This is a genomic window from Streptomyces sp. NPDC048106, from assembly GCF_040706415.1.
In the GTDB taxonomy this organism is placed as follows: Bacteria; Actinomycetota; Actinomycetes; order Streptomycetales; family Streptomycetaceae; genus Streptomyces.
Map to the genome: position 1 here is coordinate 28,347 of NZ_JBEZND010000034.1, position 15,770 is coordinate 44,116.

18 protein-coding genes are annotated in these 15,770 nt (G+C 71.5%); 14 read left to right on the plus strand and 4 right to left on the minus strand.

Annotated elements, in window-relative coordinates; translation table 11 throughout:
• The first annotated feature begins 97 nt into the window (after positions 1–97).
• From AB0927_RS28840 to AB0927_RS28850, 3 genes are all read left to right on the plus strand, one after another.
• Entirely contained in the window at positions 98–544 is a 447-nt protein-coding gene (locus AB0927_RS28840; protein ID WP_366670672.1) for a MarR family transcriptional regulator, read from the plus strand.
• The gene (locus tag AB0927_RS28845; protein ID WP_366670673.1) at positions 537–1,964 is read left to right on the plus strand and encodes an MFS transporter; all 1,428 of its coding nucleotides are present in this window, start codon (positions 537–539) and stop codon (positions 1,962–1,964) included. The genes AB0927_RS28840 and AB0927_RS28845 overlap by 8 nt, the downstream gene beginning before the upstream one ends.
• A gap of 117 nt (positions 1,965–2,081) precedes the next feature.
• On the plus strand, positions 2,082–2,639 hold the full coding sequence (locus AB0927_RS28850; RefSeq protein ID WP_366670674.1) for a cysteine hydrolase: 558 nt from the start codon (positions 2,082–2,084) through the stop codon (positions 2,637–2,639).
• 12 nt (positions 2,640–2,651) lie between these two features.
• Here AB0927_RS28850 and AB0927_RS28855 read toward each other — a convergent pair whose 3' ends face one another.
• Positions 2,652–3,287, minus strand: a complete 636-nt coding sequence (locus tag AB0927_RS28855) for an NAD(P)H-binding protein (protein ID WP_366670675.1) — start codon at positions 3,285–3,287, stop codon at positions 2,652–2,654.
• 95 nt (positions 3,288–3,382) lie between these two features.
• Here AB0927_RS28855 and AB0927_RS28860 point away from each other — a divergent pair, with 95 nt between their 5' ends.
• Positions 3,383–3,760, plus strand: coding sequence for a helix-turn-helix domain-containing protein (locus AB0927_RS28860; RefSeq protein WP_366670676.1), 378 nt, complete (start codon positions 3,383–3,385; stop codon positions 3,758–3,760).
• A gap of 22 nt (positions 3,761–3,782) precedes the next feature.
• Here the strand turns inward: AB0927_RS28860 and AB0927_RS28865 are convergent, their stop codons facing one another.
• Complete coding sequence (locus tag AB0927_RS28865) at positions 3,783–4,838, minus strand: DUF6745 domain-containing protein (RefSeq protein ID WP_366670677.1); 1,056 nt, start codon at positions 4,836–4,838, stop codon at positions 3,783–3,785.
• 151 nt (positions 4,839–4,989) lie between these two features.
• Positions 4,990–5,316 (minus strand): hypothetical protein, encoded by a 327-nt coding sequence (locus AB0927_RS28870; protein WP_366670678.1) that lies wholly within the window; start codon positions 5,314–5,316, stop codon positions 4,990–4,992.
• A 262-nt stretch (positions 5,317–5,578) separates the two neighbouring features.
• On the opposite strand from AB0927_RS28870, the gene AB0927_RS28875 reads away from it, so the two are divergent.
• The 5 genes from AB0927_RS28875 (at position 5,579) to AB0927_RS28895 (ending at position 9,561) form a co-directional block, all read left to right on the plus strand.
• Positions 5,579–5,833 (plus strand): hypothetical protein, encoded by a 255-nt coding sequence (locus AB0927_RS28875; protein ID WP_366670679.1) that lies wholly within the window; start codon positions 5,579–5,581, stop codon positions 5,831–5,833.
• Between the two features lie 97 nt (positions 5,834–5,930).
• A complete protein-coding gene (locus tag AB0927_RS28880) occupies positions 5,931–6,335 on the plus strand; it encodes a GntR family transcriptional regulator (RefSeq protein WP_366670680.1) in 405 nt (134 codons plus the stop codon).
• Complete coding sequence (locus AB0927_RS28885; RefSeq protein WP_366670681.1) at positions 6,332–7,246, plus strand: ABC transporter ATP-binding protein; 915 nt, start codon at positions 6,332–6,334, stop codon at positions 7,244–7,246. Before AB0927_RS28880 ends, AB0927_RS28885 begins: the two co-directional genes overlap by 4 nt.
• Positions 7,246–8,256 (plus strand): hypothetical protein, encoded by a 1,011-nt coding sequence (locus AB0927_RS28890; protein WP_366670682.1) that lies wholly within the window; start codon positions 7,246–7,248, stop codon positions 8,254–8,256. The genes AB0927_RS28885 and AB0927_RS28890 overlap by 1 nt, the downstream gene beginning before the upstream one ends.
• A gap of 666 nt (positions 8,257–8,922) precedes the next feature.
• A complete protein-coding gene (locus AB0927_RS28895) occupies positions 8,923–9,561 on the plus strand; it encodes an HAD-IA family hydrolase (RefSeq protein ID WP_366670729.1) in 639 nt (212 codons plus the stop codon).
• A gap of 8 nt (positions 9,562–9,569) precedes the next feature.
• On the opposite strand, the gene AB0927_RS28900 is transcribed toward AB0927_RS28895, so the two are convergent.
• Complete coding sequence (locus tag AB0927_RS28900) at positions 9,570–10,283, minus strand: shikimate kinase (protein ID WP_366670683.1); 714 nt, start codon at positions 10,281–10,283, stop codon at positions 9,570–9,572.
• A 243-nt stretch (positions 10,284–10,526) separates the two neighbouring features.
• Between AB0927_RS28900 and AB0927_RS28905 the strand changes: the two genes are divergently transcribed.
• Genes AB0927_RS28905 through AB0927_RS28925 form a run of 5 tightly spaced genes read left to right on the plus strand, consistent with a single transcriptional unit; the run spans position 10,527 to position 15,760 of the window.
• Complete coding sequence (locus AB0927_RS28905) at positions 10,527–11,483, plus strand: STM4015 family protein (protein ID WP_366670684.1); 957 nt, start codon at positions 10,527–10,529, stop codon at positions 11,481–11,483.
• A 7-nt stretch (positions 11,484–11,490) separates the two neighbouring features.
• On the plus strand, positions 11,491–12,456 hold the full coding sequence (locus AB0927_RS28910) for an STM4015 family protein (RefSeq protein WP_366670685.1): 966 nt from the start codon (positions 11,491–11,493) through the stop codon (positions 12,454–12,456).
• Positions 12,437–13,594: an STM4014 family protein gene (locus AB0927_RS28915; RefSeq protein ID WP_366670686.1), complete on the plus strand. Its 1,158-nt coding sequence runs from the start codon at positions 12,437–12,439 to the stop codon at positions 13,592–13,594. Before AB0927_RS28910 ends, AB0927_RS28915 begins: the two co-directional genes overlap by 20 nt.
• A gap of 1 nt (position 13,595) precedes the next feature.
• On the plus strand, positions 13,596–14,402 hold the full coding sequence (locus tag AB0927_RS28920; protein ID WP_366670730.1) for an STM4013/SEN3800 family hydrolase: 807 nt from the start codon (positions 13,596–13,598) through the stop codon (positions 14,400–14,402).
• Entirely contained in the window at positions 14,399–15,760 is a 1,362-nt protein-coding gene (locus tag AB0927_RS28925) for an STM4012 family radical SAM protein (protein WP_366670687.1), read from the plus strand. Before AB0927_RS28920 ends, AB0927_RS28925 begins: the two co-directional genes overlap by 4 nt.
• Positions 15,761–15,770 lie beyond the last annotated feature (10 nt).

The window sequence follows — 15,770 nt, forward strand, 5'->3', positions numbered from 1 at the left end:
CGATACGGCGGGTACTCCCCGGCCCCGGACGAGGGTGATCCCCGTAGCCGTACAGGTGAAACTGTACAGGTAAGGCTGTACAGCTTAGAGTGCCGGCATGAGTGAGAATCCGAGCCCGTCGCCGTCGGCGGTCGAGGCGTCGCGTGAGGTCCGCGCGGTGATCAGCCGGTTGCGGCGGCGCATCCTGAAAGCGTCCGAGTCCGAGGACATGACCTTCGGGCAGGCGTCCGTGCTGACCCGGCTGGCCGACAAGGGGGGTGTCACGGCGAGCGAGCTGGCCACGGACGAGGGGGTGCGGCACCAGTCGATGACGGCGATGGTCGCCGCGCTCGCCGCGCTGGGGCTGGTGGAGCGGACGCCCGACCCGGACGACGGACGGCGCCTGTTGATCGAGCTGACCGCGGAGGGCCGGCGCCGGGTGGAGAAGGGCAGGCAGGTCCGCACGGAGTGGCTCGCCGCCCGGTTGCAGGACCGCTGCACGGAAGAGGAACGCCGGAACGTGATCGCCGCCATGGCCGTACTGAAGAGGCTGACCCATGACTGAGACGAAGCCCGGGGCGATACGGGAGACGGACAAGCCCGGTTTCGACCGGCGGCTGCTGCCGCCGATGATGCTCGGCTCGGTCCTCAACCCGATCAACTCGACCATCATCTCCGTCGCGCTCATCCCCATCGGCAAGGCCCTGGGCGCGCCGCCCTCGCAGACCGCGTGGCTGGTCTCCGCCCTCTACCTGGCCACCTCGCTCGGACAGCCGGTCCTGGGCCGGCTCATCGACCTCTTCGGGCCACGAAGGCTCTTCCTGCTCAGCACCAGCCTGGTCGGGATCGCGGGCGTCGTCGGCAGCCTGGCCCCGAACATGGCGGTGCTGATCCTCGCCCGGGTGCTCCTCGGATTCGGCACCTGCTCGGGTTATCCCGCCGCGATGGCCCTGCTGCGCAGCGAGGCCAAGCGCACCGGGCGGGACAGTCCCGGCGGGGTGCTGACCGCCCTGGCGGTCGCCAACCAGACCATCGCGGTCATCGGCCCACTGCTCGGCGGCCTGCTGATCGCGGTGGGCGGCTGGCGCGCCACCTTCGCGCTGAACGTGCCGCTGTCCGTCGCGTCCGTGGTGCTGGGTCTGCTGTGGCTGCCCAAGCCCGCCGCCGCCACAACGAGCGAGTCCCCGGGGCGGCGTGGACGGCTGGCCGCCCAGCTGGACCTGCCGGGCATGGCGCTGTTCGCGGCGATGCTCACCTCACTGCTGCTGTTCCTGATGAACCCGCATCCGCGCACCTGGTACCTGCTGGTGGCCGCCGCCGCCCTGGGGGCCTCCTTCGCGGTGCGGGAGCTGCGGGCCGCCACCCCCTTCATCGACCTGCGGGTGTTCGGCGGCAACACGCCGCTCCTGGCCACCTACGGCCGGGCGCTCGTCGCGTACGTCGTCTCCTACGCCTTCCTCTACGGCTTCAGCCAGTGGACGGAAGAGGGATACGGGCTGTCCCCCTTCCACGCCGGGCTGGTGCAGATCCCCACGTTCCTGGTGGCGATCGGTGTCTCGATCGTCTCCGGACGGCGGCCGGGCGTGCGCGGGAAGCTGCTGGTCGGCGCGGCGGGGCAGATCGTCGCCTGTCTGGTGATCCTGACGCTCGGCGGGAGCAGCGCGCTGTGGGCGCTGTTCCTCGTCTCCCTGCTCTTCGGCATCCCGCAGGGACTCAACAACCTGGCCCTGCAGAACTCCGTCTACTTCCAGGCCGATCCGGAGCGGATCGCGTCCTCGGCCGGACTGCTGCGCACCTTCGCCTACATCGGCTCGATGATCGCCTCCTCCGCGTCCGCCGCGTCCTTCGGGCAGCGCGCCGACACCGGCGGCATGCACCAGCTCGCCTGGGTGATGCTCGGCGCCGGAGTGCTCTACCTCCTGCTGACCGTTCTCGACCGCACGCTCGGCCGGGCGGCGACGCCGGACACCCGAACGGCGAAGTAGCCCTCCCCACGGCCCGAGACCACGACCTCGGACCGAAACCACGGGCCGGGACCGCGGACCGAGACCACGGGCCGACACCGCGGACCGAGACCGCAAGACCGTACGAAAGGCACCACCGTGTCCCGCACCGCCCTGCTGCTCATGGACCTGCAGAACAGTCATCTCTCCCATGTGGCCGACGACTATCTGCCCCGTGCCGTGCGCGCCCTCCACACCGCCCGTGCCGCCGGTGTGCCGGTCATCCACGTGGCGCTTCGGCTGCGCCCCGGTCATGTCGACGCCCACCCCCGCAACAAGACCTTCGGGGCGCTGCCGCTGCACCTGTTCACGCCCGACGACCCCGGCGCCGCGATCCACCCGGACGTCGCCCCCGCGGACGGCGAGATCGTCGTGTACAAGAACCGTGTCAGCGCGTTCGCCGGGAACAACCTCCAGCAGATCCTGGCCGCTCAGGGCATCGGCCATCTCGTCCTGGCCGGCATCGCGACCGGCGGGATCGTCCTGTCCACCGCCTTGCAGGCCGCCGACCTCGACTACCGGGTCACCGTCCTGTCCGACGCCTGCGCGGACCCCGACCCCGTCTTGCACGACACCCTCGTCAACCACGTCCTCGCCCGGCGCGGCGAGGTCATCACGGTCGAGGCCTGGGGGAACACGCTCGACACCGCGGCCTGAGGCCCGCTCCGGTCAGGCGCTCTTGACGCCCATGTGCGTCCGGTGGTGCCGGGGCGCGTCGATCTCGTCCAGCAGGGCGATCGCGAAGTCGCCGTGGGAGACGCGGGCGGCCGTGTCGACGCCGGAGACGGCATAGCGGCCGGAGCGCGTCCCGGTGGAGCCGAAGTCGCCCGCCGGAGAGACGATCACCCAGTCCGGCGTGCCGGCGGACGCCCGCAGTACGGCGGTCCCCGCCGCGTGGCCGAGGCAGAAGGGCCGGTACTCCGGCGGAAAGCCCGGGGTGTCCATCAGCGGCGTGCCCTCGGGGGTCTCCATCGTCGCCGACAGACCGACGGCGGCCAGCCGGCCCACGCCCGCCCGCGCCAGCCCGTCGAGCAGCGCCCGGGCGGCGGCCGGGAAGAAGACGTCGGGCCGGGCGCCGGGATCGTAGGCGGCCATGACGGCGGCGTCGTGCCCGGCGGCGAGGCCCGCGACAGCGTCCGCGTCGGTGACATCGCCCGCCAGGAGACGGACTCCCCCGCCGTCGAGGTCACGGTGCCTTGACGGGACCCGGACGACCGCGGTCACCTGATGCCCGCGGCGCCGGGCCTCGCCGACAGCCGCCCGTCCGGCGCTGCCGCCCGCGCCGAAGACGATGATCTCGCTCATGAACCGCCCACCTCGCCTCTTCGTTCCTGCCGACTCGTCCTGGCAAGGTAGTCGAGGCCGTGGTTACCACCCGGATACCGCATTACCGTGGCCCGGTGACGACGCCACTGGATCCGGAGATGTTCGACCCCGTCTGCCCCTCTGATCTGATGCCCTTCCGGGTGGGGGACAAATGGGCAGGGATGATCATCCAGTGCCTCGCGTACGGCCCGCGGCGGTTCTCCGAACTCCGGGTCCCGCTGAGGAGCGTCACGCCCAAGGTGCTCACCCAGTCGCTCCGGGCGCTGGAGCGCGACGGCTTCCTCGTCCGCACGGTCCAGGCGGGACCCGCGCGGCACGTCGAGTACGCACTCACCCCGCTCGGCCGGAGCCTTCTGGAACTGCTGGACGCGGCGCGTGCCTGGGCGGAGGAGCACCTGGAGGAGGTCCTGGACGCCCGGGAGGCGGCGTCGAAGGACGGCCGCCTCCGCTGAGGGCCGGCGTGCTGCGGCTGGTTCAGGTCTGCCGCATCGGGGCGTACTCCGCCTCCTCCAGGCCGAAGGTCCAGGCGACGCCCTCCCGCGCGGTGCGGGTGCGGGGCGGGACACGGAGCCAGTAGGTGCGGTGGGTGCCGTCGGGTTCCGGGGTGGAGTTGACGACCTCGACCATCACCTGGGGCTCGTCGCCCTCCAGTTCCAGGCGCCAGAGCATGCCCGTCTCGTCCCGCTGGACCGGTTCGGCGCCGGACTCCCTGAGGTAGCGGTCGTAGCCGTAGTGCTCCAGCATCACGCGGCGCAGTTCGGCATTCCCCTCCTCGCGTATCCGCCGGGGCGTCAACTCGGCGAGTTCGGCGAGGAATTCGGCCGGGACCGGCATGCCGCGCCAGGCGTACAGGGCGAAGTCGTCGGGGAAGGCGAGCGCGGGGCCGTCGCCGCTGTCGAGCCGACCCGCCTCGTCCAGGTGGAGTTCCACGGGGCGCTCGCAGACGACCACCGTCCTCTCGTACGGCCACCACCAGCCCGCGGAGCGGGCCACCGCGGCGAGCCCGGCGAGCCCCTCGCCGCCCTCCTGGCCGTCGAAGGCCGCCAGCCAGGCCGCGTCGTACTGGCCCAGGACCGCGTCGAGGAGCACCAGGGGATCCGCCTGCCCGGCGGCCACCACGCCGGTCCGGTCCTCCGTCACAGCGGTCCGTATCCGATCGGTCAGCATCACCATGCCGTCCCACAACTGACCGCCGGTCAGCGCCCAGTGCTCGGCCCAGCCGGCCGGCCCGAGCCGGTCGAGGAGGCGCCGGCGTGCGGTGGCCCAGGGCCGGGTGCGCACCGCGTCGCGGACGCCGCGGCCGGCCGTGCCCGCCGCCGTGATCCGGGCGGCCAGCACCGCGCCCTCGCGGGGCGAGTCCACCCAGAGGATGCTCTCGGGCTCGGGCAGGCCCGCCAGCCGGTAGGCCAGACGCACGCCTTCCTCGGCGGCGGCGCGATCCGCGGGGCCGGTCGCCCGGGCCACCGCCCGCCACTTGTCCGTCACGTCCCCCGCTTGCGTCGCGTCCGCCGCGTCCGTCGCTTCCGTCATGCCCGTCGCATCCGTCGTGCCCGTCGTCGTCACCGCGCCGCTCCCCGCCGTCATCGCTCCCCCGGCTTCCCCATCCGCCATCGTCACCGCCGCGTCCCCGCCCTCATCGCTCGTCCGGTCTCCTCGAACCACAGCCGCCGCCCCCGTCGGTTCAGTCCGCCACCACGCGGACCGCGCCGGGCACGTACTCGCGCTGGCGCACCACGCGGTACCAGCCCTTGGGCAGCGGTATCGCCGCGTGTTCCTCGTGCACCACCCGTCCGCCGTCCGGGAGATGGAGGTAGGCGGTGCCGAACGGCCCGGTCTCCCGGACCAGGGTGCCCGGCCCGACCACCGCGTGCGCGTGGCCGGTGACCTCACCGAGGGCCAGCACCAGCCTGCCCCGGGCGTCCCGCGGCCGGTGCGGCAGCCGGTCGGTGCCCGGCGGCAGTGCCTCCTCCGCCACGGGCACGATCAGGACGTCCCCTTGCCGGTACATACGTGTCCCCTTCCCCCGGCGGCGCCTCGCCGACCGATGTCCACGACGCTACGCGGGGGGTCTGACAACGGCCCCGCGAGCGGCTTCCCACGGGGGATCGCCGAGATGAGCGAAGCTGGGCAGTGCCGGACTGTCAGTGAATCCACTCTGCGGCGCCAGGGCCTTGGTGCGGTCGGGCGGTGCCGGCCGCCGCCCGATGCCGATCGTCGGGCCGCCTTCGATCCAGCCCTGGCGCTGCCACCAGCCGATTGCCCTGTGGGCGATGGACAGCTCGCGGTCGACGGTGGCGGCCACCGGCCCCGCCCGCCGGGGCGCGAAGCCGCCCGCCTTCCCCGTCACCGCCATCGACGACCCGGCACTGCCGGAGGCGCCGGCCGAGCCGGCGGCAGCGCGGGCGAACAAGCTGGACCAGCGAGATCCGGTGGATCCGTGCGGAGGACTTCGCGATGCCGCGCCGGTGAGGTACCGCTCGATCGCCGCGGTGTACGACGACGGCGGAGCGGACAGGGGGGTTTGACACGGCGCCAGAAACCTGCTTTAACTCAATAACTATGAATGTAGATAAAGATGGCTCGCCATCGCCGATCGAGTTCCGTCTCGATCCGGGATCAGGGGTGCCCACCTACTTGCAACTGGTCCATCAGGTGGAGCAGGCGGTGCGGCTGGGGTATCTGCGGCACGGAGATCAACTGCCGAGGGTCAAGGACGTCGTCGCCGGGTTGGCGATCAACCCGAACACCGTGCTGAAGGCCTACCGGGAGCTGGAACACCGGGGCTTGGTGGCCGGCCGGCGGGGAGTCGGCACGTTCGTCGAGGGCACCGTGGAGCATGTGGGGCTGCGGGAACAGGCAGCCCTGCACAAGAGCCTGCTGGCCTGGATGCGCACGGCGAGCGAGGCCGGGGTGGACGAGGAAGGCATGAGCGCCCTGTTCACCGCGGCCCTGCACGATCTGCGGCACAGCCGTGCAGGCCGCGCGGACGAGGAAGGCGGCAGCAGCCGGGCGGGGGTGGTCGCATGAGCAGCGACCTGGCGATCGAGACGGCCGGACTCGGCAAACGCTACGGCCGCACGTGGGCCCTGCGGGACTGCTCGCTGGCAGTTCCGGCCGGACACGTGGTCGGCCTGGTCGGCGCGAACGGTGCGGGCAAGACGACACTGTTGAGCCTGGCGGTAGGCCTGGCCAGGGCGACGACGGGGCAGGTGCGAGTGGCAGGCGGCAGGCCCGCGGGGTCGGCCGACGCGCTGGACGCAGTCGCCTTCGTGGCCCAGGAAACGGCGCTCTACCGCAACCTGTCCGTGGCCGACATGCTGCGGATGGGTCGCGCCATGAACCGGCGATGGGAGGCCGACCACGCCCAGGACCGCCTGAAGGAGCTGGGCATTTCCCTGGCGGCGAAGGTCGGCGCTCTGTCAGGCGGCCAGCGCTCGCAAGTGGCGCTCACCCTTGCGCTCGCCAAGCGCCCGGAACTTCTCATCCTGGATGAGCCGTTGGCCGCGCTGGATCCGGTTGCGCGCCACGACTTCATGTCGGCGTTGATGACGGCCGTGTCGGAGGACGGCATCTCGGTGGTGTTCTCCTCCCACGTCGTCGCGGAACTGGAGCGGGTGTGCGACTACGTGGTCGTCGTACACGGCGGTCGGATCCAGGTCTGCGGTGAGGTCGAGGAACTGGTGGCCGGGCATCACGTCCTGACCGGTCCGGCCGCGGAGGCCGATTCCGTCACGCGGCGCTTACCGGTCATCCGGGAACGACGCACAACCGCCCAGGCGCATCTGCTGGTCCGTACCCCCGACCCGTCGGCCGCACTGCCGGGCTGGCAACGGCACTCGGTCGGTCTGGAGGAACTGGTGCTGGCTTACATGCGTGAACCCTCCGCCTCGGCCCTGCCCGGCCCGAAGCCCCTCCATGGCGAACAGGTGGTCCACTGATGGCGACGACTGATGCACCGTCCCTGACCCGCGGCGCCTCGCTGCCCCGGCTCGGGCTCGTCTGGGTGACCTGGCGCCAGCACCGGTTCGCCCTCTATGGCCTGCTGGCCATGCTGGCCTGCTTCGCCGCCCTGATGGTGGCCGGAGGCATACAGGCACGTTCGACCTACGACCAGCTGGGGCTGGCCCAGTGCACGTCCTACTCCAGCGGCCGCTGCCAGCAGCTCGCCGACGACCTGTTCACTTCGTACGCGACGAAGTGGCCCTTCCTGTTCCTCCTCCTGCTGCCCGGGGCATTCGGCGCCTTCCTCGGAGGGCCTCTGATCGCAAGGGAGCTGGAGACGGGCACCTACCGGTTCGCCTGGACCCAGGCGGCCGGGCGCACCCGCTGGCTGCTGACCAAGCTGACCCTGATCGCGGTAGCACTGGTCGCGGTCACGGAGGCATTCGGCGCTCTGTACACGTGGTACAACGCCCCGCTGGACCACGTCCTGCCTGTCGGGTTCGGCGACTATCTCGGCTTCGAGCTGGAGGGAATCGTCTTCCCGGTCCAGACGCTGCTGGCCTTCGCGGCAGGCGTCTTCGTCGGCCTGCTCATCCGCCGCACCATGGTCGCGGTCGGTACCGTCTTCCTCGGCTCGTTCGGCCTGCTCATGGCAACCGTTTTCAAGCTCCGCCAGCACTACATGACGCCGCTGACCACCATCGGCAAACCCGGCCCACGTGACTGGGTGATCGGCACGGCATACGCAGATCCCACCGGTCACCCGCTCAACGACTCCCAGAGCCACAGCCTGTACATGAAGTACCTGGCGCAACTTCCGTCCGGCAACGGTCCCTCGGCCACCTACAGGGACTGGCTCCAGGCCCGGCACTACACCATCGTGACGAGCTACCACCCCGCCGGCCGCTTCTGGCCCTTCCAGCTCATCGAGGCCGGCTGGATGGGCCTGCTCACCCTGCTCCTGGCCATCGCCACAGTCTGGCTGGTCCGCCGCAAGATCGGCTGACCCGGACTCCGACCGCAGCCGCTCATCCCGGCACGCTGCGAAGCACACCTCTTCCCGCGCCCGTTCGGTGGCACCGGATCCCGTCGGTGCCACCGACGACGCGGGCACGCGACTCGCCGACGCGGCCAACTCACGTCGCGGCGGCGGCGCGGTAGAGGGCGCCACGAAGGCAGTGCAGGACCTGACGGTCCTCGGCGTCCGGGGCTGTAGCCGCTCGTGCACGCGACGTGGAGTTCTGTTCAGGTCTGGTAGGCCAGTTCTATTCGTCCATCGGGATGCCGGTGGCTGTGTGGCCGGTGTTGTACAAGTGCGGGACATGGTGGCCGATGCGTCCTCGTCGACGTAGGCGCGCTCGGCGCTGTAGAGACACAGGCCCGTGCGCGCGGTGGCGGGCAAGGCGGAGTCCGTCGGTACTCGGGCGGCCGGGGTGAGGCCGGCGGCGGTCAGGTCCTGCTCGCGCAGCGGGGTGAAGTCGATGTCGAGCTGGGTCGCACGCCTCGGGGTCGATCTCCCATCCCTCCTCCAGGAGCTCGCGGACGATCTCGGCGATGTCCAGGGCGTCGTGGAGATCACCGCTTCTCCGAGCTAAGTTGTCCCGCAAAGTGCCTCGTCAGAGCCTGATGGCATGATCGAAGAGTGAGCATTGAACCCGGGCAGTCTGGCGCGATGAGGTATGTCCTGTTTGACGTCGATGGCACGTTGATCGATGCTGTGGACAATCAGCGCCTGGTCTGGCGGACTTGGGCAGAGCGGTACGGGCTGGACCCTGATGACGTCTACCGAGTGGCGCTACGAACTCGGCCGATGGAGACCTTCGCGCAGGTCGCTCCGGACCAGGACCCTCGGAAGTGTCTTGCCGCACTGCACGAGTTGGAGGACGAGGACGTCCGTACCGGCGTCTACACGGCTTTCGACGGTGGCTCGGAACTGCTGAACGCTCTGCGGCCCGGGACCTGGGCGTTGGTGACGTCGAACTATGAGCACCGGGTACGTGGACGTTTCGCACGGACGAACCTGCCGGTCCCGCAGGTCGTGGTGGACGCGGCCGCCGTGGAGGAAGGCAAGCCGTCGCCGGTGCCGTATCTGCAGGCGGCCGCGCGACTCGGAGCTCATCCGGGAGACTGCCTGGTCATCGAGGACGCCCCCTCTGGAGTGCAGTCCGGGCTGCGCGCCGGGATGACGGTGTGGGGCGTCAACACCTCCACAGCGGTGGAGGGCGTGCATCGCCACTTCGGCACCTTGCGCGAAGCAGTCGGCGACATCCTCGCCTTCGCTTCGGGATCCCTCCCTCACCTGCCAGAGTGACTGCCGTCTCAAGGGTGACGGGGTACATCACGCCGTGCTCGGCATCGCCCGCCTGCGAGTCCGAACGCTGTGGTCACCTGCTGTCCGAGATCGTCTTCGGTCATCGTGGTGGTGACCTGAATGGTGCGCAGTCGGAGACGCTCGGCTTCCCGCTGAAGGCGTCTTGTGAACATGTGGTCACGTTCGGCGATATTGCGGCCGGCCTTTGCTGGATCGCTGGTCTTCCATACGAACCCTTCCCCCGGTGCGGACCGACTCTGGATGGCGGCCTGGCGGAAATCAGGTGTGGGAAGGAGCCAGACGGCGTGCTCGGGAGCAGCGAGCAGAGGCTTCACGAGGTGTGGCAGCAGTCGGAAGCCCTCGACGATGACGCACGGCTCCTGCGGCAGGCGCAGAAGGTCTTCGATGATCAGACCGAAGCCCTCGCCTCGAAACCAATGGAACGTCTCAAGCATGATCCCCGGGGACCGGTTCACCCATCGCTCGTCCATGTCCATGGCGATGAACTCGTGCAGGAAAGGGGCCTCCTCGGGCGTGGTCCGTCCAGCGTGATCCTGCATCACGTCGTCGGTCGCGTAGAGGCGCCAACCGTAACGGTCGGCGAGTCGGCGGGCGATCGTCGACTTGCCCGCCCCGCTCCCGCCGCCGATCCAATACACGTGCCGCAGCCGTGCGGGAAGCTCTGCGGCATCGACCGCCTCTTCATACTGTCGGGACTGCATCCCTCTCCCCTCCAATGGGACGACCATGGCCAGCCTCATTGTGTTCTGGGAGCGTGAATTCCCTGACCCGCCATCAGAGTGAGCACGTCGGTGGCCCGCGTGGTCAAGGCATCAGGATCATCCCGCGGCCCCGTCCGGGCCCGCCTCGGCGGTCTTCCACAGCCCGTCATCCGCGTTGTCGGTGCCGCTTGGTAGAACTCTTGGAACCACCGCACGATCACGGTCCCAGGAGGCCAGCGCGTCATGTCGTACGTCGAGCATCTGAAGGAACTGCACGGCCTTCCGGCCTTCGACTTCCCCCTCCCCGGGTCGGGCCGGGAGCTGCCGGAGGCGGATGCCGTGGCGTGGCGGCTGAGCAGCGATCCCTACGACGACGACTCGGACGAGGAGTTCGAGGAGGTCTGGGACCGCTTCCTGGAGACCGTGGACCCCGCCGGTGTGCGTGCGATCATCGTCGGCCAGTGGGGCGAGGCGTACGACAACGACTCCGAGTTCATCGTGCGCCGCCTCGTGGACGCCCGGGAGCGGCTGACCGGCCTGCGGGCCGTGTTCATCGGGGACCTGGAGCAGGAGCAGGAAGAGATCTCCTGGATCGAGCAGTCCGACGTCACCCCCGTCCTCGACGCCTACCCGCTGCTCGAGGAGTTCGGGATCCGCGGCGGCTCCGGACTGCGCTTCCCCGCGGTCCGCCACCAGCACCTGCGCACGCTCCGCTTCGAGGCCGGCGGTCTGCCCGGCGAGGTCGTGCGCGGTGTCGCCGCGAGCGAACTGCCCGCGCTGGAGCACCTCGACATGTGGCTCGGCGTGTCGGAGTACGGCGGCGACGCCACGGTGGCCGACCTCGCGCCGCTCCTGGCCGGGGGCGGCTTCCCGGCACTGCGCCACCTGGGCCTGCGCAACAGCGAGATACAGGACGAGATAGCCGCCGCCGTCGCGGGCGCGCCGGTCGTCGCCCAGCTGTCCTCGCTCGGCCTGTCCATGGGCGTGCTCACCGACGAGGGCGTTCTCGCGCTGCTCGACGGGCAGCCGCTCACCCATCTGACCCGGTTCGACCTGCACCACAACTACGTCACCGAGCCGGTGGCCCAGCGGGTCCTGGCGGCGCTGGAGCCTGCCGGTGTCGAGGTCGACCTGTCCGAGCACGGTGACACCTGGGAGCACGACGGTGTCGTGCACCGCTACACCGCGGTCGCGGAGTGAGGCGGCCATGACCTTCGCCGATCACTTCGACACCTTCCACGGGCTGCCCGTCTTCACCCTGCCCGAGCCGGGCGGGGAGGCGCTTCCGGCCGCGGGCGACGTGGCCTGGCGGCTGGACTGCTTCGAGGCCGGGGAGGTTCCGTTCCCCGAGCTGTGGCGGAGCTTCACCGAGCGGGTGCCGAGCAGGGAGGTCCGGGCCCTCGTCGTCGGTCCCTGGTGGGAGGACGAGTACAGCGAACTGCGGCCGGCGCTGGAGCTGATCGTGGCGGATGCCGCACGTCTCCCCGCGCTGCGCGCCCTGTTCCTCGCCGACGTCACCAGCGAGGAGTGCGAGATCTCCTGGCTCCAGCTCACCGACATCACCCCGGTACTGGAACACTTCCCGCTGCTGGAGGAGCTGGGCGTGCGCGGCGGCGACTCGCAGGGGCTCGGCGAGGAGCCCCTGTCGCTGCGTCCGGTGCGGCACGACGCGCTGCGTGTACTGCGCTTCGAGTCGGGTGGCCTGCCGGGGCAGGTGGTGCAGGCGGTCGGCGCCTGTGAACTGCCCGCGCTGGAGCGGCTGGAGCTGTGGCTGGGCACGGCGGCGTACGGCGGCGACGCCACCGTGGCCGATCTCGCGCCCATCCTGGCCGGGGGCCGTTTCCCGTCGTTGCGCCATCTCGGCCTCCAGGACAGTGAGTCGCAGGACGAGATCGCGGCCGCCGTCGCCTCGGCGCCGGTCGTGGCCCGGCTGGAGTCGCTGAGCCTGTCCATGGGCACCCTCACCGACGCCGGTGGCGAGGCGCTGCTGCTCGGCCAGCCGCTCACCCATCTGAAGCGGCTGGATCTGCACCACCACTTCCTCGGCGACTCCATGGCCGACCGGATCCGCGCGGCCCTCGCCGACGGCGGAACCGAGGTAGACCTGTCGGACCGTCAGGTGCCGCACCGGTGGCGGGACGAGGAGTGGCGTCATGTCGCCGTCTCCGAGTAGCCCGGCGCCCGGCGCGGGCCTCCGGTTCGCCGTCGTCGGCAACCCCGAGAACCGGCGGACGACCATGTTCGCCGACGCCGTACGCGCCGCGGGGCACCCCGCACCGCGCGTGCTCGCCTGGCGGGACGTGCTGCGCGGCCGGTACGCGTTCGCTCCGCACGAGTGGGTACGGATCGACTCCCCCGGTGAGAACACCGAGGTCGACCGGCTTCTGCGGGGCGTCGACGAGCCGACCCGGGTCGAGGGCACGGCGCTGTGGCACCGCCGATTCACCGCCGTGGTAACGGAGTTGACACGAGCGGCGCACCGCGCGGGCGCGGTGCCGAGCGTGGACCCGGAGGAGGTCGCCGTGATGTTCGACAAGCGGCGCTGCCACGCCCGGCTCGCCGCCGCGGGCGTCCCGGTCCCGCCGGCGCTGACCGGTCCGGTCGACGGCTGGGACGGGCTTCGGCGGCAGTTGCGGGAGGCCCGGTTCGCCCGGGCGTTCGTGAAGCCGGCCCATGGCTCGTCGGCCTCCGGTGTCCTCGCGCTGTCGGTGGCGGGTCCCGGGCGGGTCAAGGCGACGACGTCCGTGGAGCGGACCGACGACGGCCGGCTGTACAACTCGCTGCGGGTGCGCGACTACACCTCGGAGCGTGAGGTCGCCGCCCTGGTCGACGCGCTGGTCCCGGACGGGATCCACGTGGAGCGGTGGCTGCCGAAGGCCACGCAGGGCGGCCGGGCGGCCGATCTGCGGGTCGTGGTGGTCGCGGGGCGGGCCACGCATGCCGTCGTGCGGACCAGCCGGCATCCCATGACCAACCTGCACCTGGGCGGCGCCCGGGGCGATCTGGACGCTGCCCGCGAGGCGGTCCGGGCCGCGGGCCGCGACTTCGCCGAGGTGCTGGAGGTGGCCGAGCGGGCGGCGGCGTGCTTCCCGGGCACGCTGTGCGTCGGCGTGGACGTGCTGCCGGCCACCGGCTGGCGCCGCTTCGCCGTCGGCGAGGTCAACGCCTTCGGGGATCTGCTGCCCCGGCTGACCGGCCTGCCCGGCAGCGGCGCCGAGCACCTGGACACCTATACCGCGCAGGTCGCCGCGGCCCCGGCCGCCGTGCGGCGGGCGGAACACGAGGAGCACCACCATGACATCCCCGCTTGACATGACCGAGATCGTGGGCAGCCACGATCTGCTGCTGGTCACGCTCGACACCCTGCGCTACGACGTGGCACAGGAGCTGGCGGCGGCCGGACGCATCCCGAACCTGGCGCGGCATCTGCCGGGCGGCGGGTGGGAGCGCCGGCACGCGCCCGGCAGCTTCACCTACGCCTCCCACCAAGCGATGTTCGCCGGTTTCCTGCCGACGCCGGCGGCGCCGGGTCCGCATCCTCGGCTGTTCGCCGCCCGTTTCGCGGGCAGTGAGAGCACCGCGTCGGGCACGTTCGTCTACGACACGCCCGACCTGGTCTCGGGTCTGGCCGCCGTGGGCTACCGCACCGTGTGCATCGGCGGTGTGGGCTTCTTCAACAAGCAGGGGCCGCTGGGCTCGGTGCTGCCGGGGATGTTCCAGGAGAGTCACTGGGAGCCGGAGTTCGGGGTGGCCTCCCCCACCTCGTTCGAGGCCCAGGTGGCGTGCGCCGAGAAGGTCGTCGCCGATCTCCCGCGGGAGCAGCGGCTCTTCCTCTTCGTGAACGTGGCGGCGCTGCACCAGCCCAACTGGTTCCATCTGCCCGGGGCCACCCGCGAGGCGGGCGACACCCGAGCCTCGCACGCGGCCGCGCTGGAGTACGTGGACCGGCACATGGGCCGGCTCCTGGCCGCGGCCGGCAGCCGCCGCCCGTGCCTCGCGATCGTCTGCTCCGACCACGGCACCGCGTACGGCGAGGACGGCCACACGGGCCACCGCATCGGCCATGAGGTCGTCTGGACCGTCCCCTACGCCCACTTCTTCGTCGACGAGGCCCGATGACCAGCACCACCGCGACGGCCACCACCGCCGTCCGCCCGTACCAGCAGTACGTCTACGCCTATCCGCACAAGACCGCCTACCGTCCGCTGCCCCGTGAGCAGGCGTCGTTGCGCGCCCTGTGGGCGGACGAGCCCAAGGACGCCCTCTCGCTCTACTTCCACATCCCGTTCTGCGAGGTGCGCTGCGGGTTCTGCAACCTCTTCACCCGGATCGGCGCGCCGGACGGCCTGACCGGCGCCTACCTGGACGCGCTGGAGCGGCAGGCGTCAACGGTGCGCGAGGCGCTGGGCGAGGGGGCGCGGTTCGCGAACGCGGCCTTCGGCGGCGGCACTCCGACGTTCCTGGAGGCGGCGGAGCTGGAGCGGCTGTGCGATCTGGCCGAGCGGGGGCTGGGCGCCGATCTGGCCGCGATCCCGCTGTCGGTGGAGGCCTCGCCCGCCACGGCGACCGCCGACCGGCTGGCGGTGCTGGCCGACCGGGGCATCACCCGGCTGAGCCTGGGCGTGCAGAGCTTCGTCGACGCCGAGGCGCGCACCGCCGTACGACCGCAGCGGCGTGCGGACGTGGAGGCGGCCCTCGCCCGGGTCCGCGACGCGCGGATACCCGTCCTCAACATCGACCTGATCTACGGCATCGACGGCCAGACCGAGGAGTCCTTCAGCCGTTCCCTGGACGCGGCCCTCGCCTGGCGGCCGGAGGAGCTGTACCTGTACCCGCTCTATGTGCGCCCGCTCACCGGTCTCGGCCGGCAGCGCGAGCGGGTGGAGTGCGGTGACGCCGAGTGGGACGAGCAGCGACTGCGGCTGTACCGCCACGGCCGGGACCAGTTGCTCGCGCACGGCTACGAGCAGGTGTCGATGCGCATGTTCCGCCGCGCGGACGCCCCGGACACCGGCGCGGGCGACTACGCCTGCCAGACGGACGGCATGGTAGGTCTCGGCTGCGGCGCGCGGTCGTACACCTCCCGGTGGCACTACTCGTTCGACTACGCGGTGGACATGCACCGCATCCGGGGGATCATCGACGCGTACGCCTCCCGTTCCGCCGACGGCTTCCGGCACGCGGACTTCGGGTGGGAGATGACGGCGGACGAGGCGCGGCGCCGTCATCTGCTGCAGTCTCTGCTCCAGGCCGAGGGCATGCCGGTGGCCGGCTACCGGGACCGGTTCGGCAGCGCGCCCGGCGACGACTTCGCCGCCGAGCTGGCGCGGTTCGGCGACCGGGGCTGGCTGGACGACTCGGCGGGCCCGGGGCTGCTGCGGCTGAGCCCCGAGGGGCTGGCGCACTCGGACGCGGTGGGCCCCGAGCTGTTCTCCGCCGCCGTGCGCGCGCGGATGGCCGCCTACGAGCCGAAGTGACGGGGCGCGC